Annotated in this window: 23 protein-coding genes and 2 tRNA genes; 21 read left to right on the forward strand and 4 right to left on the reverse strand. The window is 42.2% G+C overall.

Going from position 1 to position 22,162, the window contains the following annotated elements; all coding sequences use genetic code 11:
* Positions 1-4 precede the first annotated feature (4 nt).
* The 4 genes from cyoB to cyoE are packed head-to-tail and all read left to right on the forward strand — an operon-like array spanning position 5 to position 3,856.
* Positions 5-1,996 carry a cytochrome o ubiquinol oxidase subunit I gene (cyoB, locus tag HPC40_RS02520; RefSeq protein ID WP_208117914.1) on the forward strand — a complete coding sequence of 664 codons (1,992 nt, stop codon included), beginning with the start codon at positions 5-7 and terminating at the stop codon, positions 1,994-1,996.
* A complete protein-coding gene (gene cyoC / locus HPC40_RS02525; RefSeq protein ID WP_208117915.1) occupies positions 1,996-2,628 on the forward strand; it encodes a cytochrome o ubiquinol oxidase subunit III in 633 nt (210 codons plus the stop codon). Before cyoB ends, cyoC begins: the two co-directional genes overlap by 1 nt.
* A complete protein-coding gene (gene cyoD / locus HPC40_RS02530) occupies positions 2,628-2,957 on the forward strand; it encodes a cytochrome o ubiquinol oxidase subunit IV (RefSeq protein WP_208117916.1) in 330 nt (109 codons plus the stop codon). The genes cyoC and cyoD overlap by 1 nt, the downstream gene beginning before the upstream one ends.
* A gap of 14 nt (positions 2,958-2,971) precedes the next feature.
* The gene (gene cyoE, locus HPC40_RS02535; protein WP_208117917.1) at positions 2,972-3,856 is read left to right on the forward strand and encodes a heme o synthase; all 885 of its coding nucleotides are present in this window, start codon (positions 2,972-2,974) and stop codon (positions 3,854-3,856) included.
* 45 nt (positions 3,857-3,901) lie between these two features.
* Here cyoE and HPC40_RS02540 read toward each other — a convergent pair whose 3' ends face one another.
* The 3 genes from HPC40_RS02540 to HPC40_RS02550 all read right to left on the reverse strand — a co-directional run bounded on the left by HPC40_RS02540 (position 3,902) and on the right by HPC40_RS02550 (position 8,094).
* Positions 3,902-4,327, reverse strand: a complete 426-nt coding sequence (locus HPC40_RS02540) for a TOBE domain-containing protein (RefSeq protein WP_208117918.1) — start codon at positions 4,325-4,327, stop codon at positions 3,902-3,904.
* A gap of 174 nt (positions 4,328-4,501) precedes the next feature.
* Positions 4,502-6,979 (reverse strand): trimethylamine-N-oxide reductase TorA, encoded by a 2,478-nt coding sequence (torA, locus tag HPC40_RS02545; protein ID WP_208117919.1) that lies wholly within the window; start codon positions 6,977-6,979, stop codon positions 4,502-4,504.
* Positions 6,980-6,987: 8 nt separating this feature from the next.
* Complete coding sequence (locus tag HPC40_RS02550; protein WP_235972287.1) at positions 6,988-8,094, reverse strand: NapC/NirT family cytochrome c; 1,107 nt, start codon at positions 8,092-8,094, stop codon at positions 6,988-6,990.
* Positions 8,095-8,417: 323 nt separating this feature from the next.
* Here HPC40_RS02550 and mutY point away from each other — a divergent pair, with 323 nt between their 5' ends.
* From mutY to HPC40_RS02575, 5 genes are all read left to right on the forward strand, one after another.
* Positions 8,418-9,518, forward strand: a complete 1,101-nt coding sequence (gene mutY / locus HPC40_RS02555; RefSeq protein WP_208117921.1) for an A/G-specific adenine glycosylase — start codon at positions 8,418-8,420, stop codon at positions 9,516-9,518.
* A 30-nt stretch (positions 9,519-9,548) separates the two neighbouring features.
* On the forward strand, positions 9,549-9,821 hold the full coding sequence (locus tag HPC40_RS02560; protein ID WP_208117922.1) for an oxidative damage protection protein: 273 nt from the start codon (positions 9,549-9,551) through the stop codon (positions 9,819-9,821).
* 10 nt (positions 9,822-9,831) lie between these two features.
* Positions 9,832-10,920 (forward strand): membrane-bound lytic murein transglycosylase MltC, encoded by a 1,089-nt coding sequence (mltC, locus tag HPC40_RS02565; RefSeq protein ID WP_208117923.1) that lies wholly within the window; start codon positions 9,832-9,834, stop codon positions 10,918-10,920.
* Between the two features lie 178 nt (positions 10,921-11,098).
* Positions 11,099-11,174: transfer RNA gene (locus HPC40_RS02570), tRNA-Phe, on the forward strand.
* Positions 11,175-11,178: 4 nt separating this feature from the next.
* Positions 11,179-11,254: transfer RNA gene (locus HPC40_RS02575), tRNA-Asn, on the forward strand.
* Positions 11,255-11,356: 102 nt separating this feature from the next.
* Here HPC40_RS02575 and HPC40_RS02580 read toward each other — a convergent pair.
* Positions 11,357-11,986 carry a YajG family lipoprotein gene (locus HPC40_RS02580; RefSeq protein WP_208117924.1) on the reverse strand — a complete coding sequence of 210 codons (630 nt, stop codon included), beginning with the start codon at positions 11,984-11,986 and terminating at the stop codon, positions 11,357-11,359.
* Between the two features lie 88 nt (positions 11,987-12,074).
* Here HPC40_RS02580 and HPC40_RS02585 point away from each other — a divergent pair, with 88 nt between their 5' ends.
* The 12 genes from HPC40_RS02585 to hflD all read left to right on the forward strand — a co-directional run bounded on the left by HPC40_RS02585 (position 12,075) and on the right by hflD (position 22,158).
* A complete protein-coding gene (locus HPC40_RS02585) occupies positions 12,075-12,377 on the forward strand; it encodes a BolA family protein (protein WP_208117925.1) in 303 nt (100 codons plus the stop codon).
* 376 nt (positions 12,378-12,753) lie between these two features.
* The gene (locus HPC40_RS02590) at positions 12,754-14,097 is read left to right on the forward strand and encodes a Na(+)-translocating NADH-quinone reductase subunit A (protein ID WP_208117926.1); all 1,344 of its coding nucleotides are present in this window, start codon (positions 12,754-12,756) and stop codon (positions 14,095-14,097) included.
* 2 nt (positions 14,098-14,099) lie between these two features.
* Positions 14,100-15,341, forward strand: coding sequence for an NADH:ubiquinone reductase (Na(+)-transporting) subunit B (locus tag HPC40_RS02595; protein ID WP_208117927.1), 1,242 nt, complete (start codon positions 14,100-14,102; stop codon positions 15,339-15,341).
* Positions 15,334-16,110 carry a Na(+)-translocating NADH-quinone reductase subunit C gene (locus tag HPC40_RS02600; protein WP_208117928.1) on the forward strand — a complete coding sequence of 259 codons (777 nt, stop codon included), beginning with the start codon at positions 15,334-15,336 and terminating at the stop codon, positions 16,108-16,110. The genes HPC40_RS02595 and HPC40_RS02600 overlap by 8 nt, the downstream gene beginning before the upstream one ends.
* Positions 16,103-16,729: an NADH:ubiquinone reductase (Na(+)-transporting) subunit D gene (locus HPC40_RS02605; protein ID WP_208117929.1), complete on the forward strand. Its 627-nt coding sequence runs from the start codon at positions 16,103-16,105 to the stop codon at positions 16,727-16,729. The genes HPC40_RS02600 and HPC40_RS02605 overlap by 8 nt, the downstream gene beginning before the upstream one ends.
* Before the next feature lie 4 nt (positions 16,730-16,733).
* Positions 16,734-17,330, forward strand: coding sequence for an NADH:ubiquinone reductase (Na(+)-transporting) subunit E (nqrE, locus tag HPC40_RS02610; RefSeq protein WP_208117930.1), 597 nt, complete (start codon positions 16,734-16,736; stop codon positions 17,328-17,330).
* Positions 17,331-17,342: 12 nt separating this feature from the next.
* A complete protein-coding gene (gene nqrF, locus HPC40_RS02615) occupies positions 17,343-18,566 on the forward strand; it encodes an NADH:ubiquinone reductase (Na(+)-transporting) subunit F (protein WP_208117931.1) in 1,224 nt (407 codons plus the stop codon).
* Positions 18,567-18,588: 22 nt separating this feature from the next.
* Positions 18,589-19,632, forward strand: coding sequence for an FAD:protein FMN transferase (locus HPC40_RS02620; protein WP_208117932.1), 1,044 nt, complete (start codon positions 18,589-18,591; stop codon positions 19,630-19,632).
* An 8-nt stretch (positions 19,633-19,640) separates the two neighbouring features.
* On the forward strand, positions 19,641-19,868 hold the full coding sequence (gene nqrM / locus HPC40_RS02625) for a (Na+)-NQR maturation NqrM (RefSeq protein WP_208117933.1): 228 nt from the start codon (positions 19,641-19,643) through the stop codon (positions 19,866-19,868).
* A gap of 9 nt (positions 19,869-19,877) precedes the next feature.
* Positions 19,878-21,029 carry a tRNA 2-thiouridine(34) synthase MnmA gene (gene mnmA, locus HPC40_RS02630; protein WP_208117934.1) on the forward strand — a complete coding sequence of 384 codons (1,152 nt, stop codon included), beginning with the start codon at positions 19,878-19,880 and terminating at the stop codon, positions 21,027-21,029.
* Entirely contained in the window at positions 21,029-21,457 is a 429-nt protein-coding gene (locus tag HPC40_RS02635; protein ID WP_208117935.1) for a GNAT family N-acetyltransferase, read from the forward strand. The genes mnmA and HPC40_RS02635 overlap by 1 nt, the downstream gene beginning before the upstream one ends.
* Before the next feature lie 71 nt (positions 21,458-21,528).
* Positions 21,529-22,158, forward strand: coding sequence for a high frequency lysogenization protein HflD (hflD, locus tag HPC40_RS02640; RefSeq protein ID WP_208117936.1), 630 nt, complete (start codon positions 21,529-21,531; stop codon positions 22,156-22,158).
* Positions 22,159-22,162 lie beyond the last annotated feature (4 nt).

Raw genomic sequence — 22,162 nt, forward strand, 5'->3', positions numbered from 1 at the left:
TGAGATGGAAATGTTATTAGGTAAACTTTCTTTGGATTCCCTAGCCTTTTTACACGATCCGATTATTTTAGGCGCATTTATCTTTATGATTTTAGGCGGCATAGCGGTTCTTGGCGGGATTACCTATTTTAGAGCTTGGGGGCCTTTGTGGCGTGATTGGTTGACCAGTGTTGACCATAAAAAAATTGGGATTATGTACATTGTTGTATCTATCGTAATGCTGGTTCGTGGCTTTGCCGATGCTATTATGATGCGTACTCACCAAATGTTAGCTAATGCGCCTGATATGGGGTATTTACCACCACACCATTATGATCAAGTGTTCACCGCACATGGTGTGATTATGATCTTCTTTGTGGCGATGCCGTTGGTAGTGGGATTGATGAATGTTGTATTACCACTCCAAATTGGTGCGCGCGATGTGGCCTTTCCATTCTTGAACTCATTGAGCTTTTGGCTTTATGTTGTTGGTGTGGTATTGGTCAACTTGTCACTCATCATTGGGGATTTTGCAGCCACTGGGTGGTTGGCGTATCCACCGCTCTCAGGGCTAGAATATAGCCCAACAGTGGGAATGGATTACTATATTTGGGCATTACAGATCTCGGGGCTTGGAACATTACTTAGTGGTGTAAACTTTATTGTGACCATCATTAAAATGCGTGCACCGGGTATGACCTATATGCGCATGCCGATTTTCACTTGGACATCGCTGTGTGCAAGTTTATTGATTGTTGCATCGTTCCCTATTCTAACAGGCACACTATTTATGTTGTCGCTGGATCGCTATCTTGATATGCACTTCTTCACTAACGATGCGGGCGGCAATATGATGATGTATATCAACTTGATCTGGATGTGGGGACATCCAGAAGTGTACATCCTTGTTTTGCCAGCATTTGGTATTTTCTCTGAAGTGATTTCAACTTTTGCGAAAAAGCGTCTGTTTGGTTATTCCAGTATGGTTTATGCCACGATGGTCATTGCGATTTTGAGCTTTATCGTATGGCTACACCACTTTTTCACGATGGGATCGGGGGCCAACGTCAATGCGTTCTTTGGTATTACCACCATGATCATCTCTATCCCAACAGGTGTGAAAGTATTTAACTGGCTCTTTACTATGTATAAAGGTAAAGTGCGGTTCACCGTACCTGTACTTTGGACACTTGGCTTTTTGGTAACCTTTGCAATCGGTGGGATGACAGGCGTTATGTTATCTGTACCTGGTGCGAACTTTGTGCTACACAATAGCTTGTTCTTAATTGCACACTTCCACAATACGATTATCGGTGGTGCCGTATTCGGTTATTTTGCAGGTATGAGTTTCTGGTGGCCGAAAATGTTTGGCTTCAAGCTTGATGAAACTTGGGGTAAACGTGCGTTTTGGTTCTGGATTACAGGTTTCTATGTGGCGTTTATGCCGCTTTATGTGCTTGGTTTCCTAGGCATGACACGTCGAACTAACCACTACGATAATCCAATTTGGCAAATGTGGTTGATTGTTGCCGCGATCGGTGCATTCTTGATCCTAATCGGTATTGCTTGCCAGTTTATGATGTTCTATGTGAGCTTCAAAAACCGTAAACAATTGGCTGACGTAACAGGTGACCCATGGGATGGTCGCACTTTAGAATGGGCAACTGCGTCTCCACCGCCAAGTTATAACTTTGCACAGATTCCAGTGATTCGTGATGTGGATGCGTTGGCGGACTTGAAAGATAATGGTTGGACACCAAGCACTAAACCTGCTCATTACAGCCCAATTCATATGCCAAATAACACCTCCGTAGGTGTCTTGCTGGCACTGTTAAGTCTCGGATTTGGTTTTGGTTTTGTATGGCATATTTGGTGGATGGTAATTGCAACAACGATTGCTATGTTTGCCCTTACCATTGGTTATGCGTTCTGGCGTGATAATGATCATATTATTCCAGTGGAAGAGGTCGAACGCATTGAAGAAGCACATTATGATCGAATTGCAGGAGTGAAATAATGGCACATGTTCAATTGCCACCGATAGAAGGTGGCTTGCATCAACTCGGTGATAAAACACACGCTGAGCATCATGATATGAATGAAACAAAAGTGTTCGGTTTCTGGCTCTATTTAATGACTGACTGTATTTTGTTTGCGTCATTATTTGCAACCTATGCCATTTTGCAGGTAGGGGTTGCAGAAGGCCCAACACCAAAAGAGATCTTTGAATTGCCATTTGTGTTGGTCGAAACATTTTTGTTATTAATTAGTAGTATTACATTTGGTTTTGCGATGATTGCTGCATTTAGTCAGGATCTCAAGCGCGTGTATCAATGGCTGGTTGTAACCGCACTTTTTGGTCTGGGCTTTTTAGCAATGGAGCTTTATGAGTTCCATCATCTTATTGCTCAAGGCATTGACCCAACTGTGAGTGCATTCTTATCATCGTTCTTCACCCTAGTTGGAACGCACGGTTTGCATGTGACCTTCGGGGTGATTTGGTTAGTGAGTATGCTTTTTTTACTCCGTCGTGACGGCTTAAGTGGTCAAAATATTATGCGCTTAAAATGCTTAAGCCTATTTTGGCACTTCCTCGATATTATCTGGATTTGCGTGTTCTCTTTGGTTTATCTTGCGGGGGTAATTTGATGAGTAATCATGATCATTCTCAGCCATTTAATGCCTGTGCTGCTCGGAAGCAATACATCATCGGCTTTATTATCTCTGTCTTTTTAACAGTAGTTCCTTTTGCAGCTGTTATGGGCGGAACACTCGCACAAGAAAGTGCCTTAATGCTCATTGCAGGTATGGCTGTATTGCAAGTTATTGTGCAAGTGTATTATTTCTTACATATTGACACTAGCCAAAAACAGCGTTGGAATGCCTTTTCATTGGGATTCACACTTGTCATCGTTGCCATCGTGATTGTTGGCTCGTTGTGGGTTATGTATAACCTCAATGCGAATATGATGCACTAATAATGAGTAATACAATGAGTGGACTGATCAGTTTAAAATCGCGTTTAATGACAACCTCTTGGGTTCAGGTTACTAAGCCTGGGATTGTGAGTGGTAATGCAATTGCCGTGTTAGGTGGGTATTTTCTTGCCGCGCGTGATCAGTTCCATTTATTGACGTTACTGGCGGCATTACTCGGCACAATGCTGGTGATTGCATCGGGCTGTGTGGCAAATAATATTATTGATCGTGATATTGATGGCACAATGAGCCGTACGCGTAATCGCGTATTAGTCACAGGTCATATGACAGTCAAAACCGCACTTATCTATTCTATTGTATTGCTTAGTGCAGGTGTTTTGGTGTTGGCTTACTGTGGCGTGTTAGCGGTGAAGTCGGCTTTGTTTGGTTATGGGGTTTATGTTGGGCTTTATAGTCTTTATTTTAAACGCCATTCAATTTGGGGGACATTAATTGGGAGTTTCTCAGGTGCAATTCCACCAGTCATTGGTTATGCTGCGGTTACGAATCAAGCCGATGCAGCCTATTGGGTTTTATTTGCGATGTTTTCCATTTGGCAGTTACCACACGCCTACGCCATTGCCATTTTCAGAGATAAAGATTATTTAAAAGCGAAAATTCCAGTATTGCCATTAATGGTGAGTTTTTCTACGACTCGCATTCATATGATTGCTACCATTGTGGCATTTGCTGTGATTGCTTCATTATTAACAGTGCTGGGCTACACGGGGTGGGTTTATTTGACCGCACTTTTAGTGTTAAGTGGGATGTGGTTACATGTTGCATTGCAGCATGTGCCAAACCGAGCAGCAGAACGTGGAAAATGGGCACGCAAAATTTTCGCTTATTCGGTGATCATTATTACCGTACTCAGTTTCTGTATGGCTATTCATATTTAAATAAAAAAGCCACTCATTTGAGTGGCTTTTTATGACTCTTCGTGATTATTTCTTTACGGCTAATAAAATGTGAGATGCTTTCACTAATACTTGAAGTTTACTGCCTTGTACAAGATTCATGTTTTTCGCACTGGTTTCAGTAATGATAGCCACAAGTTGAGTACCACCGTCAGTTTTTACTAACACTTCGCAATTTACTGTGCCGTGATTTATGCTTTCTACTACGCCGCTTAATTGATTACGTGCTGAGAATAGCAAGGTGTTGTCCGTTGATAAAATAACAGAAGGCGCTTTAAATACAGCAACGACATCAGAACCGACGTTCAGATTTAAATTTTTAGTGCTTTCACTGGTGATCACTGCAACAAGCGTTTCGTTATCATTTAAGCTAAGCTCAATTTGATCGTTAACAGCACCTGCCTTAATATTTTTTACCTTTGCTGAAAGTTGGTTTCTTGCACTGATCGTCATAGTTATTGTCCTTTGGTTATAGAATTAAATAAGCGTTATGGTTAATGCATAAATAGTCTAACAAGTCAGTATAAAGTGGCAAGTCATGTTCGTGTTAATCTATTTTAGCACTATAAAGTGCACCAAAAGCCCAATAATGATACCGCACTTTATTGGGCTATATAGCGTGCGTCGTTACGCTGTTTTATATTGAGGTTCATCAAATACGGTGACAGGCGGTAGAGGTCCATCAAATTTTTCTACCTGCACAATAGCCGTATTAGGCGCAGTGGCTTGTGCAAGTTTAGATGATCCAATATCCATTGTTAGCATATTCGGGTTACCAAATTTGCAAAGCGGCTCTCCATTCAATTCGCCTAAATCAAACCACGCACCTTCACGCAAGCATACGGTGCCTTTGATGATGCCATCATTTACCACCGCACCTGCCAACACTTGCCCTCGTTTGTTGAAAAGACGGACGACATCACCATCCTTAATACCGCGTGAGGCTGCATCGTCAGGATGAATGATCATCGGTTCGCGTTCGTTTACGGTATAATATTTTCGTAATGTTTCTGAAAAACACAACTGGCTATGTAGGCGATAATACGGGTGCGGCGTAATGAGTGCTAGCGGTGCTTCTTCGGTTACATTGCCTGCGTATTCATCTGGCTCAAACCACATAGGATGCCCTTTACAGTCATCGTAATTCATTTTTGCGACCACATCAGAGAAAATTTCAATTTTTCCAGATGGTGTACCAAGAGGGTTGAGCAGCGGATCTTTTCTAAAGTCGCCATAACGTACCCATTGTTTCGCTTTGTCATTTGCACTAAAGGTCAATGGCTTATTCTCTTGCCAAAAATCATCAAAACGTGGCATAACGACGCGATTTTTTCGTGCGCTATCAAAGGCAGTTTGATAGAACTCGCGTAGCCAATCCATTTCTGATTTACCCTCAGTAAATTGTTCCTCTACTCCTGCCATTTTGGCAAGTTGAGCGAAAACATCATAATCATTGCGAGCCTCAAATTGTGGTTCGATGACCTGTTTCATTGGGAAAATATTCAAATTAGAATAATCTCCGCTCATGGTTAAATCATTGCGTTCAAATGAGGTTGTTACTGGCAACACAATGTCTGCCATACGAGCAGTCGGTGTCCAGTAAATTTCATTTACCACAATCGTTTCAGGTTGTTGCCACGCTTTAATTAATTTATTGGTATCTTGATGATGGACAAATGGGTTACCCCCAACCCAATAAATGAACTTAATATCTGGGTAGGTCACCGTTGTACCATTAAAGTCGATTTTTTGACCGGGATTGAGCAACACATCTGCAATACGTGCAAGGGGAAAACTCAAGCCAGATACTTTGGCTTTCCATGACATATCGCTGGTATTACGTGCACTGCCAGTATTCGCAGAGATAGCACTAATTTTACCGCCGGTTGTGGTAGGAACACCGCCATTGGAGTAATGGTAACTTAAACCAAAGCCACCGCCAGGTAGCCCAATTTGACCTAGCATTGACGCAAGTGTCACCAACATCCAGTGGGATTGTTCACCATGTTGTTGGCGTTGCATTCCCCAACCAGCCATTAGCATAGTGCGGTTTTTGGCAAAATCTAACGCTAATTGGCGAATGGTTTTGGCATCTACGCCACAAATTTTACTTGCCCATTCAGCATCTTTTACCACGCCATCTTCTTTACCAAGCACATAAGGCTCGAATTTATCATAGCCTTTAGTGTAGTGTTTTAAGAAGTCTTTATCGTGTTTATTTTCTGTAATCAACGTATGCGCCATACCGAGCATTAATGGCACATCTGTTGCTGTATTGAGAGGAATCCATTCTGCTCCTAAATAGTCGCAGGTTTCGCTACGCACGGGATCGATACAAATAATCCGTTTGCCACTTTCTTTTAGTTTTTTATAGTAGGCAATTCCTTGTTGGTCAGTTGATGTCCATGCAATACGCAATGTTGTCATAGGATTGGCAGACCATAGCACCACAATATCACTGTCGGAAAGAATCGTATCCCAGCTAGTTTGCTGTTCATAGACCTCGATCGTCCCAAGCACATGCGGCATAATAATTTGAGCAGCACCTGTGGAATAATCGCCTTTGTGCCCGACAAATCCACCTGTGACATTCATAAAACGGTGTAACAAGGTACGGCAACTGTGTAACGCACCTGAGCTTTTCCACCCATAAGATCCTGCAAAAATTCCACTAGCACCTTCACGTTGACGTACATCTTGTAATTGCGTGTGAATGAGTTCAAGAGCTTTATCCCATGATACACGCACCCATTCATCACGCCCACGCAAGCTCGTATCACTCTTACCAGGGTTTTCTAGGTAACTTTTGCGTACCATTGGATACTTCACCCGCGTTTTGGTATGTACTTGCTCTGGCACAACATCTTGTAACTCATTAGCAACAGCAGGTTCGATCGCAGGGCCTGATTTAACTACCTTATTATTTTCGACCACAATACCTAATGGTCCCCAGTGTGCTGCGGAGACCACAGTGCGAGAATCAACCGCACTTTTACTGGCTTGAGCCCATGCTTGGCTTGCAATGCTTCCCGCAGAGGCAATGCCAACACCTGCAAGGGAGCTATTTTTTAAAAAGGTTCTGCGTGATTTATTCATTTTCTTCATATATCCCCCTATTTTTCACTCGCTTGTTGACTGTCTTTAGCGTGATGCTGCAAATAAATAGTCAAGGCACGCACTTGATCATCATTCATTGATGTGCGGTCTTTCATGGAATTAATGACACCAATCCATTGGTTGGCAGTATAATGATCTGCACCAATCACAGCATGACATGTACCACAATGGGTTTGATTTAAATTTTCACCATAATCATTGAGATTCTTAATATTGGCTGTGAGCATCGCTTTCGGTGCTTGCATGTGCAAGCTGACTTCACGCCAATCGGAATTGGTTACATCATCATGCACTGTTTTTTCAATGTTAACCGCACTTTTAGCGTCATCATCAAGCACAGCGACTAAAATGCGTTTACCCAACTCTTGATAAATTAAGTTTTCAGCCCCCGCTTGCTGCCAGCCGTGCACCACACCTTGCACATTGTCACCCTCAGCTTTCCAGTCGATTACTTGGGCATACGGCATTAACCGCACTTGCCCCTCACCGACAGTTGCTGTGCCAATTTGGGTTGAGTAGAGCGTAGTATTCTGTGTTGAGAAATCGCCTCCACTGATCGCCGCTTGAGCGTCGGCACTGCTTTCCATTTCAGGCATAAAATGGACAATGCCTTTGTGACAGTCAATACATGTTTGCCCACTAGATTGCATTTCTTTATGCATTTTTTGCGCTGTTTTTGATTGTTCGTGCAACAGCCACGCCTCAGTATTATGGCAAGAGCGACAGGTTGCGGAATCTTGTTCTTTCATCGTTTTCCATACGGATTGTGCCATGGTCAAACGGTGTTTTTCGTAAGCCTCTTGATCGGGGATCTTGCCCGTTATCTCGCCCCACACATCTTTTAAGGCTAAAAATTTAGTTTTTAAATAATCAAAGCCTTGATGTGGCACATGGCAATCATGGCATTCTGCACGAATACCACGCTTATTCATAAAGTGATTGCTGCCTTGCCATTCTTGTTCTGGAATGTGCATTGAGTGACAACTTACGCAAAATTCAGTTGTATTTGTATGATGAAACACTTTCTGTGTTCCCCATAATGCTAATGCTCCGAGGGCAAAAATAGCTGCCCCACCAACGAGCCATTTTTTTCGTCCTGCCATAATCATCTCCTTTTACTAAACCTTATGTTATTCACATAGGGATAATCACACACATTATGTATGTATTCATCTTGCTAGATATACTTCTACTTAGAATTGATTAATATCAAAGATCGCATTATTAACGTATTTATTAGTATAATTTTTTATAAAAAATGAGAGTTTTAAGACATTTTTGATATAAAAAATAACGTGAATAGCTATCATTATATTTTTATTTACATAACGATTTGGTCGATAAAATAAGAAAATTCATACATATATTCTCGATTTTCAGTCAGGTATCAGGTAAAGTGCGGTTTTATTTCAACAACTGAGGCTCAATGCACGCACAATCTTCTGCTAGTGCACCATTTGCCAGTGCTGTACTCGCATGGTACGACCGTTATGGGCGTAAGCATTTACCATGGCAACAAAATAAAACCGCTTATAAAGTTTGGTTGTCTGAAGTGATGTTGCAACAAACGCAAGTAGCAACGGTCATTCCTTATTTTGAACGGTTTATTGCAACATTCCCCACGATAACCGCACTTGCTGATGCACCGCTTGATGAAGTGCTGTATTTATGGACAGGGCTTGGGTACTATGCACGTGCACGCAATTTGCATAAAGCCGCACAACGGATACGTGATGAGCATGGAGGGGAATTTCCAACTACGTTTGAGCAGGTTTTAGCGTTGCCAGGAATCGGGCGAAGCACTGCTGGAGCGATTTTATCGTCATGTTGGCAAGCACCCTATCCTATTTTAGATGGCAATGTGAAACGTGTATTGGCACGTGTGTTTGCCATTTCAGGTTGGGCAGGCGAAAAGGCGGTTGGCGATAAGCTTTGGGCGTTGAGTGCACAGGTTACTCCAAATACTCATGTGGCAGACTTTAATCAAGCGATGATGGATATTGGCGCAATGGTCTGCACTCGTTCAAAACCAAAGTGCGGTTTGTGCCCGGTCAATAGACTCTGTAAGGCGTATGATGAGGATAACTGGCAGGCATATCCTGGCAAAAAGCCGAAAAAAGTCTTGCCCGAAAAGCAGTGTTATTTCGTTTTGTTGTTAAAGCAAGATACGGTTTTGCTACAACAACGTCCAGCACAGGGGTTATGGGGTGGGTTATATTGTTTTCCGCAATTTGACGAGCGGGTAACCGCACTTTCATTTTTGCAGCACTATGCTGCTTCCCAAATTCAAGAATTGCCCTGCTTTCGCCACACGTTTAGCCATTTTCATCTTGATATACAGCCTTTAATCGGGCGTATGAGGGATGGTGCGCAAGAAAAATGCGCTGATGATGTTCTTAGCGTATCGAGTGAGCAGAATTATTGGTATAATTTACAATTACCTGCCAAAATTGGATTAGCTGCGCCAATGAAAAATCTATTAGAGATGATAACGCGCATGCAACAAAATGGTGAATTGGCTGTCTGATAATAAAATAAGATGTAAAAGGATAACACTATGGCACGAACAGTTTTTTGTGAATATTTGCAAGCAGAAGCAGAAGGGCTTGATTTTCAACTTTATCCAGGCGAGCTTGGCAAGCGGATTTTTAATTCTATCAGTAAACAGGCTTGGGGTGAATGGATGAAAAAACAAACAATGCTAGTAAATGAAAAAAAATTGAATATGATGAATCCTGAACATCGCGCATTGTTGGAAAAAGAGATGGAAGGCTTTTTATTTGAAGGAAAAGATGTGCACATTGAAGGCTATGTAGCCCCAGAAAAATAGGCGGACTGCAATGAAAAAATATTTGCCGTTATTGATAATTCCATTTTTGGTCGCGTGTGGTTCGTCAAGCTCGAAAAAAAATCGTCCGTTTGATTATGACGATGCCTTTGCTAAAGATATGCGGGGATTAGATATTCTGACGGGGCAATTTTCTCACAATATTGATAGCAAGTGGGGCGTGAATGAATTGCTGGTCGCCAGTCGCAAAGACTACGTTAAATATACTGACCAATATAATACCCGCAGCCACATTAGTTTTGATGAGGGCAAAATCACCATTGAAACACTTGGAATGGATGCTTATCGGCTGAAAAAAACCATTGTGCATACATTGTTAATGGGGTCGGATGCCAATGGCATTGATCTATTTGCTGATGGTGATGCACCGATCAGTTCGCGTCCATTTTTATCAGGTCAGGTGGTGGATCATACGGGACGCAGCATTAATACGGTGGCGAGTGCGAACGATTTTGCGAATTATTTACTCGCCAATAAACTGCAAACGCGTCGCTTAAGTAACGGGCAACTGGTTGAGTTTGTCACCATTCCAATGATTGCTAATCATATCAATGTTCGTGCGCAAAAATATGTGCCGTTTGTCCGCAAAGCGGCTCGTCATTACAACATCGATGAAAGCCTGATTTTAGGCATTATGCAAACTGAATCAAGTTTCAACCCCTATGCGATCAGCTACGCGAATGCGATGGGGCTGATGCAAGTAGTGCCTCACACGGCGGGGGTTGATGTTTTTAGAATGAAAGGAATGCGTGGGCAGCCTTCAAGACAATATTTATTTGATCCCCATAAAAATATTGACGCTGGAACGTCCTATTTATGGTTGTTACAAAATAAATATCTTGCAGATATTGCTGACCCAACTTCACGTCGATTTGCCGTTATCTCTGCGTATAACAGTGGTGCAGGTGCTGTTTTGCGAGTGTTCTCGCAAGATAAAGACGAGGCCTTTCGGATAATTAATAGTCTACTGCCAGAGCAGGTGTATCGGATTTTAACCACCCGCCACCCATCAGCGCAGGCGAGAAATTATCTGTATAAAGTCGATAAAGCACAAAAAAGTTATCGTGTACGTGCGAACTAGGGTATAAAGTGCGGTTGTAATCTAACCGCACTTTTGTTTAGGAGCGGCATTAAATCGTGAATGGATTTCCGCCAATTTGCACAATTTGCACGCACTTAGGCATAAAAGCACAATTTTTTTTAGAATAGGTGTTGACTTGAAGGCGAAAAAAACGTTTAATACGCACCACTAAGACGTTGCCCGGATAGCTCAGTCGGTAGAGCAGGGGATTGAAAATCCCCGTGTCGGTGGTTCGATTCCGCCTCCGGGCACCACTTTTCCTCCTTAGTTCAGTCGGTAGAACGGCGGACTGTTAATCCGTATGTCGCTGGTTCAAGTCCAGCAGGAGGAGCCAAATTCTAACCCAGTGGTAAAAAGCCGCTGGGTTTTTTTGTGTTTATAAGCAAGTTAAATAAAAAAACCGCACTTTAAAAGTGCGGTTTCAATGTGTGTTGCATTATTGTGCTGGCGTATATTGTACCGCTGGTTGGCGGCTTAAGCGCACTAGGGATTGGGCGATTTCGTTGTCGTTGTAGATTTTGGTCACGACATCTTGAAATGCGCTATTAAGTACGGTTTGAATTTTTTCGTTGTTCACGCCAAACGCACCTTCTTTCGTATTGGTGGCGGTGAAACTTTTACTGAAATTGCCTGCTGCACCTTGCACATTAACCGCAACGGAGACTTTGCTGTCAATTTTATGTGAAAGATTGCCTTCAGAAACTTTGGCAGAGAAGTCGTTGATCACGACGACAACATTGGCATTTGTCGTCATGCCAGTCGCAACACGGAAACCTTTGCTATTCAGGTCTTGTTGCACAACTTGTTGAAATAATTGTGCAACTTCGGGACTAGCTTGTAAATGACGCATTTTGCCATTGTCTGCAAAGCTGGCAACTTCGCTGCTTGTGCGTTGATCCTGTGCCAGAACACTAACACTAACTTGCTGATGTTGTGTGTTAAAATGCGCACTTGGTGCGGGCGGTACAAAATTAAGGGTGTTACTGACAGGGGCTTGGCATGCCGTGAGGGCAACGCAAGCACCTAAAAGTGCGGTATAGGTAAGATTTTTTGTCCAGTTTTGCATATAAACTCCTTTGGGTAATATATTCTATGCCATTATTGTGGCAAACTCTTTAGCTAATGTATAGTTTTTCTCCTAGTACGGATGGGATATGAATCAGCAACAAATTGAATCTCTTTTAACACAGGCGTTTGAACCGCACTTTTTAGTGGTGGAAAACGAAAGCCATATGCACAGTTCTGGTAAAGGGGCTGACTCACATTTTAAGGTTGTGATTGTAAGTGATGCGTTTGCAGGGAAGCGTGCCGTAGCGCGTCATCAATTGGTTTATCAAGCTCTAAAGCAAGGGGAAAATGGTATTCACGCACTGGCGTTGCACACGTTTACGCCAGAAGAATGGCAACAGCGTGAGGGCGTTATCGCTTCACCGCGTTGTGCAGGGCATGGCAAATAGTACAAGCATACCCCATTAGGAGTAGGCTTTGAGATGTTATTTATTGCTAAAAAATTAAACCTTTGTTTTGTTCTTGAAAAATACAAAAAATAGTGCGATTAGATCAAAAAAAGTGCGGTTAAAGTGGAATTTTAGCCCGTTAATTGGTTACAATAGTGCACTTTTATTAGCAAAAATTTAACGAATGAGCGGACGTTATGTTTAAAGACAGTATGCCGCTTATTTTCTTGAAAAGAATTTGAGTTTTTAACGTTGCTTTGCATTGCAATACTTAACTTACTGGTATTGCAATTGCGTCTATAGCTCAAAAATGAGGCTACACCGCACTTTGTGGTGTGGGGTGATGTAAACCTAACTTAATAAGTAGTGCTAACATATGATTACGATTAAAAAAGGCTTGGACCTTCCTCTCAGTGGGAAACCAGCGCAGGTAATCCAGAATGGCCCAGCCATTACTGAAGTTGCGGTGCTTGGCGAAGATTTTGTGGGAATGCGTCCGTCAATGAGTGTACGAGAAGGCGATGTGGTGAAAAAAGGGCAAGTCTTATTTTCGGATAAGAAAAATCCTGGTGTGATTTTCACTGCGCCTGCCAGTGGTACTGTGACGGCGATTAACCGCGGTGCTAAGCGCGTGTTGCAATCTGTGGTGATTAAAGTTGAAGGTTCAGAGCAGATTACATTTGAAAAATATGATCGCCAGCAATTGTCATCATTAACCGATGAGCAGGTGAGAAAAAATTTAATGGATTCTGGGCTATGGCGTGTATTGCGTACGCGTCCGTTTAGCAAAGTGCCAGCAGTAGATAGTACACCTGCGGCGATTTTTGTGAATGCGATGGACACCAATCCATTGGCTGCCGATCCGTCGGTTGTGATTAATGCCGATCTTGATGCGTTTCACGATGGATTGGTTATTTTAAGCCGCTTAAATAGTGAAAAACTTTATTTATGTAAGGCTGACAGCGCACCAATTACCGCTCCTAATATTGCTAAATTACAGGTTGAAACATTTTCAGGTCCGCACCCAGCTGGGTTGGTCGGTACTCATATCCATTTCTTAGACCCTGTAAGTAGTACCAAAACGGTTTGGAGTCTTAACTATCAAGATGTGATGGCGATTGGAAAATTATTTACCACAGGTGAATTAAATACAGATCGCGTAGTGTCGTTAGCTGGCCCTCAAGTGAAAGAACCGCGTTTATTGCGTACTTGTATGGGAGCGTCTCTGAACGAATTGACCGCAGGGCAGCTCAAAGACGGGGAAAACCGTATTATTTCAGGCTCTGTGCTGAACGGTACAATTGCCGATGAACCTCACGCGTATCTTGGAGCGTATCACTTGCAAGTGTCGGTACTGTTAGAAGGTCGTGAGAAAGAATTATTTGGTTGGATTGCACCTGCATCGGATAAGTTCTCTATTACGCGCACGACACTAGGGCATTTTTTGCGTAGTAAATTATTCCCAATGACCACAGCGGTAAATGGGAGCGAGCGAGCAATGGTGCCAATTGGTAGCTATGAGCGTGTTATGCCGCTTGATATTTTGCCAACGATGTTGTTACGTGACCTGATCGCAGGTGATACGGATGAAGCGCAAGCACTGGGTTGCTTGGAGCTGGATGAAGAAGATTTGGCACTGTGCACTTATGTGTGCCCAGGCAAATATGAATACGGTCCTATCTTACGTAATATCTTAACTAAGATTGAGAAGGATGGTTAACAATGGGTTTGAAACATCTCTTAGAAAAAATGGAGCCTGCGTTCTTACCTGGTGGAAAGTATGAAAAATTCTTCGCACTATATGAAGCTGCGGCGACTATTTTTTATACACCAGGAACAGTAACACGCACGAGTGCACATGTGCGTGATGCCGTTGATCTAAAACGTATGATGATTTTAGTATGGCTGGCGATTTTTCCTGCGCTATTTTATGGCATTTATAATGTCGGTGGACAGGCTATTGTTGCACTGAATCATCTATATCAAGGTGAGGCATTACATGCAGTTATTCATAATGACTGGCATTATTGGTTAACAGAAAGCCTTGGTGGAACATTGACATCCAATGCGGGCTGGGGCAGCAAAATGTTACTCGGCGCAACATATTTTCTTCCAATTTATATCACGGTCTTTATTGTGGGTGGTTTTTGGGAAGTTTTATTTGCCATGGTGCGTGGACATGAAGTAAATGAAGGCTTCTTTGTTACGTCTATTCTTTTTGCTTTAATTGTGCCGCCAACATTGCCGCTATGGCAGGCTGTATTAGGAATCACATTTGGGGTTGTGGTCGCCAAAGAGGTATTTGGTGGTACAGGGAAAAACTTCCTTAATCCAGCACTGGCGGGGCGTGCATTCTTGTTCTTTGCTTATCCTGGTAATATTTCAGGCGATGCTGTGTGGACTGCTGCTGATGGCTTTACTGGCGCAACCGCACTTTCACAATGGAGCAGTGGTGGCGAAGCAGGTTTAATGCATACCGTAACTCAGCAGCCAATTACATGGCAAGATGCTTTTATTGGAAATATTCCTGGCTCAATTGGTGAAGTATCAACATTAATGCTAATCATTGGTGGGGCGATTATTCTTTTCGGTCGTGTTGCATCATGGCGCATTGTAGCTGGAGTGATGATCGGTATGATTTTAACATCAACACTGTTTAATGTTATTGGTTCAGATACTAACCCTATGTTCTCTATGCCATGGTATTGGCATTTGGTATTGGGTGGTTTTGCTTTTGGTATGTTCTTTATGGCAACCGATCCTGTTTCTGCCTCTTTTACCAATAAAGGCAAGTGGTGGTATGGTGCGTTAATCGGCGTGATGTGCGTATTAATTCGTGTGGTAAACCCTGCTTACCCTGAGGGAATGATGTTGGCAATTTTATTTGCTAACTTGTTCGCACCATTGTTTGACTACCTTGTTGTTCAAGCAAACATCAAACGTAGGAGAGCACGTAATGTTTAAGAAAGATAGTGTTGTTGGCACGCTGATTGTTGTTATTCTTGTCAGTCTTGCCTGTTCTGTTATCGTAGCGGGTTCTGCTGTGAGTTTGAAACCATTGCAAGAAGAGCAAAAGCTACTGGATAAACAAAAAAATATTTTGAGTGTTGCGGGTCTTTTAGAAAAAGGTAGCAATGTTAAAGAAATTTATACCCAACGTATTGAACCACGCTTGGTTGATCTTAATACTGGCGACTTCTTACCGAAATCGGCTTTAGCAGGTTTTGATGAAAGTAAAGCTGTAAAAGATCCTGCAACCAGCATTGCGTTATCACAAGATGAAGACATTGCTAAAATTCGTCGTCGTGCCAATGAAGTTGAAGTGTACTTGGTGAAAAATGCACAAGGTAAAATTGAGCAAGTTGTTTTACCTATTTATGGTACTGGGCTTTGGTCGGTGATGTATGGTTTTGTATCCGTAAAACCTGACGGTAATACTCTTGATGGTATTACATACTACAAGCAAGGTGAAACAGCAGGTCTTGGCGGCGAAATTGCTAATCCATTATGGCAAGCAAACTTTGTGGGTAAAAAACTGTATGATGCAAATGATCATGTTGCAATCCATATTTCTAAGGGCGGTTCTGCTGATAAAGAGCATGGTATTGATGCATTATCAGGTGCTACATTAACAAGTATTGGTGTTCAAAACAGTTTTAAATTCTGGTTTGGACCGAAAGGATTTGGTCCTTTCTTGCAGAAATTGAGAGAAGGAGCATTAGATAATGAGTAAGAGTAATACAAAGCACCTGCTGTTCTCACCAATTTTAGATAATAACCCAATTGCTTTACAGATTCTTGGTATTTGTTCAGCATTAGCGGTAACAACAAAATTGGAAACTGCGGTCGTTATGGGGATCTCAGTATGTTTCGTTACAGCATTTTCTAGCTTTTTCATCTCGTGTATTCGTAACTATATTCCAAATAGTATTCGTATTATTGTACAAATGGCGATCATCGCATCATTGGTTATTTTAGTGGATCAAATCTTGCGTGCATTTGCGTATGATATTTCAAAACAACTCTCGGTATTCGTTGGTTTGATTATCACAAACTGTATCGTAATGGGGCGAGCAGAAGCATTTGCTATGAAAGAAAAACCATTAGACAGCTTTTTAGATGGGATCGGAAATGGTTTAGGCTATGGCGCAATTTTAATTACAGTTGCGTTTCTACGCGAGTTGCTCGGTTCAGGTAAATTATTTGGCATTACCGTGTTACAAACCGTCAAAGATGGTGGGTGGTATGAGCCGAATGGTTTATTCTTGCTTGCACCAAGTGCATTTTTCATCATCGGGTTTATTATTTGGGGTGTACGAACCCTAAAACCTGAGCAAATTGAGAAGGATTAATACAATGGAACACTACATAAGTTTATTTGTAAAATCCGTATTTATTGAAAATATGGCACTTTCTTTCTTTTTGGGAATGTGTACTTTTCTTGCGGTATCGAAAAAAGTGTCCACTGCGTTTGGGCTTGGAATCGCTGTTATCGTCGTATTAGGCATAGCAGTGCCCGTAAATAATGTTGTCTATAACCTTATTTTACGTGATGGTGCACTCGCTGAAGGGGTTGATTTAAGTTTCTTAAACTTTATCACATTCATTGGCGTTATCGCAGCATTGGTACAAATCTTAGAAATGGTGCTGGATAAATTCTTCCCCGCACTTTATAACGCATTAGGGATCTTCCTGCCATTAATTACCGTAAACTGTGCCATTTTTGGTGGCGTACAATTTATGGTTCAACGGGATTATAATTTTAGTGAATCTATCGTATATGGAATTGGTGCTGGTACTGGCTGGATGTTAGCGATTGTTGCGTTAGCAGGGATTACAGAAAAAATGAAATATTCTGATGTACCAAAAGGGCTAAAAGGCTTAGGCATTACATTTATTAGCGTGGGTTTAATGGCACTTGGCTTTATGTCGTTTTCTGGTATCCAGCTATAAAAGGGGAGTGAAATGGAGATTATCTTAGGTATCGCAATGTTCACCCTAATTGTACTGGTTTTAGCGGTGTTAATTTTATTCGCTAAATCAAAATTGGTGAACTCAGGCGATGTAACAATTGAAATTAATGAAGATCCTGAAAAAGCAATTCATATTCCAGCAGGCGGAAAGCTACTTGGTGCACTAGCCAGTAAAGGGATTTTCGTTTCATCTGCATGTGGGGGCGGTGGCTCTTGCGGACAGTGTAAAGTTAAAGTTCTCAAAGGTGGCGGTGATATTTTACCAACAGAAATGTCACACATTAGCAAGAAAGAGGCCAAAGAAGGTTGGCGTTTATCTTGTCAGGTTAATGTGAAAAATGATATGGAAGTGGAAGTAGAGCCTGAAATCTTCGGTGTAAAAAAATGGGAGTGTACAGTTATTTCTAATGATAACGTCGCGACATTTATTAAAGAATTGAAATTAGCAATTCCTGAAGGTGAAGAAGTGCCTTTCCGAGCTGGGGGGTATATTCAAATTGAGGCAGAACCGCATACGGTAAAATATGCAGACTTTGATGTACCTGAAGAGTATCGTGAAGACTGGAATAAATATGACTTATTCCGTTATGTTTCTAAAGTTGATGAACATATTGTTCGGGCATACTCAATGGCATCATATCCAGAAGAGAAAGGGATTATCATGCTTAATGTGCGGATTGCAACGCCACCAGCCAATAATCCAGATGCGCCACCGGGACAAATGTCGTCGTATATTTGGTCACTCAAACCAGGTGATAAAGTTATCATTTCTGGACCATTTGGTGAGTTCTTTGCCAAAGAGACTGATGCTGAAATGGTCTTTGTGGGTGGTGGTGCAGGTATGGCACCAATGCGCTCACATATTTTCGATCAACTTAAGCGTTTGCATTCAAAACGTAAAATGTCATTCTGGTATGGTGCACGTTCCAAACGTGAAATGTTCTATGTAGAAGATTTTGACACCCTACAAGCTGAAAATGATAATTTTGTATGGCATGTTGCGCTTTCCGATCCATTACCAGAGGATAATTGGGATGGTTACACAGGCTTTATCCATAATGTGCTTTATGAAAATTACCTGAAAAACCATGAAGCACCAGAGGATTGTGAATACTATATGTGTGGACCACCCGTGATGAACGCTGCGGTGATTGGCATGCTGAAAAACCTCGGCGTTGAAGACGAAAATATCCTACTGGATGATTTCGGTGGTTAATATAGTCTATTTAGGAATACAAATGCTTAAAAAACATATTATTAACTGGCTGGCCTTAGTAGGGCTAGCCTTTTTTGTTAGTGCCTGCTCTGAACAATCAAAAGAAATTGTACTGGCGGGTAAAACCATGGGAACGACATACCATATTAAATACCTTATCAAACAAGATGATAAAATTGCCGATGAAAAGCATATTCATCAGGGCATTGATGAGGTATTAGCTGAAGTCAATCGTCAAATGTCAACCTATATGAAAGACTCGGAAATTTCTCAGTTCAATCAATTGCGTGATACCCAAACCGCACTTTCGATTTCCCCCGAGTTTGGGCATGTAGTGAAAGAGGCAATCCGTTTGAATAAAATAACTGACGGTGCATTAGATGTCACAGTAGGACCATTAGTTAACTTATGGGGATTTGGACCAGAACATCGTCCTGATAAAGCACCTACTCAGGCAGAAATTGATGCTCGTCGCACATGGACTGGCATTGAAAAATTGCATCTAGCGGAGAAAAATGGTGTATTTAATTTAAGCAAAACTGTACCTGAGCTTTATCTCGATCTGTCTTCGATTGCAAAAGGATTTGGCGTTGATCAGGTTGCTGATTATCTCGATTCACAAGGAGTAAAAAACTACCTTGTAGAAGTCGGGGGCGAAATTCGAGCAAAAGGTCAAAACAGCTCTGGGCAGCCTTGGCAAATTGCGATTGAAAAGCCCGAATTTGATGGCTCACGCGCTGTACAACAAATTGTTGGATTGAAAGACATGAGCATGGCAACGTCTGGGGATTATCGTAATTATTTTGAAGAAAACGGTGTTCGTTTTTCCCATGAAATTGATCCCACATCAGGGCAACCTATTCAACATCAATTAGCGTCAGTTACGGTCATTACGCCACACTGTATGACAGCCGATGGACTTTCCACGGGGCTTTTTGTGTTAGGGGAAGAAAAAGCGATGGCACTGGCGCAAAAAGAGCGGTTAGCGATTTATATGATTGTTAAGACAACGCAAGGATTTGAGATTAGAATGTCTGATGCGTTCAAACAATTAATTAAAGAATAAGGATCATCATGAATATTTTTCTGATTACATTTGGCGTGTTTTTGTTCGTGATTCTAGCCATGTCGATTGGTTATATCATCAAGCAACGCAGTATTTCAGGCAGTTGTGGCGGCATTTCCAGCCTTGGGCTTGAAAAAGTGTGCGATTGCCCAGAGCCTTGTGATAAACGCAAAGCAAAAATGGCGAAAGAGCAAGCACGGTTAGAGAAAATCGCACAACAAAAGCGTATTTTATAAGGAACGATCATGATACGGTCAGCAACATTTGAAAAAATAAACACCTTAACATCAGATGAACGCATGGCAAATGGGCGAAAAAAAGTCGTTGTCGGTATGTCTGGGGGCGTGGACTCATCAGTTTCTGCTTACATTTTGCAAGCCCAAGGCTATCAGGTTGAAGGGTTGTTTATGAAAAACTGGGAAGAGGATGATGACAGTGAATATTGTTCAGCTGCAACCGATCTCGCCGATGCACAGGCTGTGTGTGATAGGCTTGGTATAACATTACATAAAATTAATTTTGCCGCCGAGTACTGGGATAATGTGTTCGAGCATTTTTTAGCAGAATACCAAGCTGGTCGCACACCTAACCCTGATATTTTGTGTAATAAAGAAATCAAATTTAAAGCCTTTTTGGATTATGCGGCTGAAGATTTGGGAGCGGATTTTATCGCCACGGGGCATTATGTGCGCAGAGGTGAATATCATGGTCAAACCGCACTTTTGCGTGGGATAGATACCAATAAAGATCAAAGCTATTTTCTTTACACGCTAAGCCATCAGCAAATTGCGCAAAGCCTTTTCCCCGTTGGTGAGTTAGAAAAGCCTGTAGTGCGTCAAATTGCCGATGAATTAGGGCTTGCTACTGCCAAGAAAAAAGATTCTACGGGTATTTGCTTTATTGGCGAACGCAAATTTAAAGATTTTCTTGCTCGTTTCTTACCAGCACAGCCAGGCAAAATCCGCACGGTGGATGGCGAGATTATTGGGCAACATGATGGCTTGATGTACCACACACTTGGGCAGCGTAAAGGATTAGGCATTGGCGGATTGAAAAATGCCAGTGAGGAAGCGTGGTATGTGGTGGACAAAGATATGGCGAATAACGAACTGATTGTGGCACAAGGGCATGATCACCCGCGTTTGTTTTCACAAGGCTTGATCGCTCAACAACTGCACTGGGTTTCACGTCAGGCGTTGCAAAACGAAATTGAATGCACGGTGAAAACGCGCTATCGTCAGCACGATATTCCTTGTCGTATCATTCCGCAGGGCGAAGATTGCATTGAAGTTCGCTTTGATGAAAAGCAAAGTGCGGTCACGCCGGGGCAATCGGCTGTTTTTTATCAAGGTGAGATTTGCTTAGGTGGCGGCATTATTGAACAACGGATAGCATAATGACATGTCAATTACGCGTCATGACAATCCATGATTATGAGGGCGTAACCGCACTTTGGGCAGCCACAGAGGGGATGGGAATGAGTGAGCCAGATGATAGCATTGAGGGTATTGCGCGTTTTTTATCGCATAATCCTGATCTGAATTTTGTGGCACTCGACCAAGACAAGATTATTGGCGTAGTCATGTGCGGTTTTGACGGCAGACGTGCGACGCTATACCATATGGCCGTTGCAGCGGATTACCAGCGTCAAGGAATTGGTCAGGCGTTGCTCTCTCGCCTAGAGCAAACATTACGCACGAAAAAAGTGACGATGGCACGACTGTTAGTCTTTGCTAACAATCAGATTGGCAACCAGTTTTGGCAAAAGTGCGGTTGGTATCATTGGCGTGAGCTGAATTATTATGTGAAAAACCTACTCGATTAAGCAGGCGACTTTATCAAATCCAGATTTGATGTTATATTGCACAAAACGAACATAAGGATCACTTTTTCGCTATGGCGAATCCATATTACGACTTAACAATTGCACTGGCTGGCGTGTGTCAAAGCGCGAAATTAGTGCATCAATTTTCCCATCAAGGTGTTGCAAATGATAGCGCAATGTATGCGAGCCTTAACAGTTTGCTCACTATTGCACCTGAAAATACACTGGATGTTTACGCAGGCGATCTGCGCAATCTCCGTTTAGGGTTGCATACGTTGCTTGAACAGTTTGGCGGTAATCAAGGACAGTTTGATGCCGAAATTGGACGCTACTGGATGAGCTTGCTCGTGCTAGAAAATAAATTGAATAAAAATGCACAGGCAAAAGCGGAACTTGGCGAACGCATCGCACATTTAGTGCGTCAAAGTCAGCATGTCGATTTGCTTGATGATCAATTTTTGGCGAGCGTGGCGAGCGTCTATGTTGACATTATCAGCCCATTAGGGGCGAAAATTCACGTAAAGGGTTCTCCGCTCTATCTGCAACAAATTACCATGCATCATCGCATTCGTAGTGCTTTATTATGCGGTATTCGTTCAGCGGTATTGTGGCGACAATGTGGCGGATCGCGGCTGAAACTCTTTTTTGCACGCAAATCATATTATCAAATGGCACAACAACTTATCTCTTCTCTTGAATAAGGAT

The organism is Spirabiliibacterium falconis (assembly GCF_014885015.1).
Lineage (GTDB): Bacteria > Pseudomonadota > Gammaproteobacteria > Enterobacterales > Pasteurellaceae > Spirabiliibacterium > Spirabiliibacterium falconis.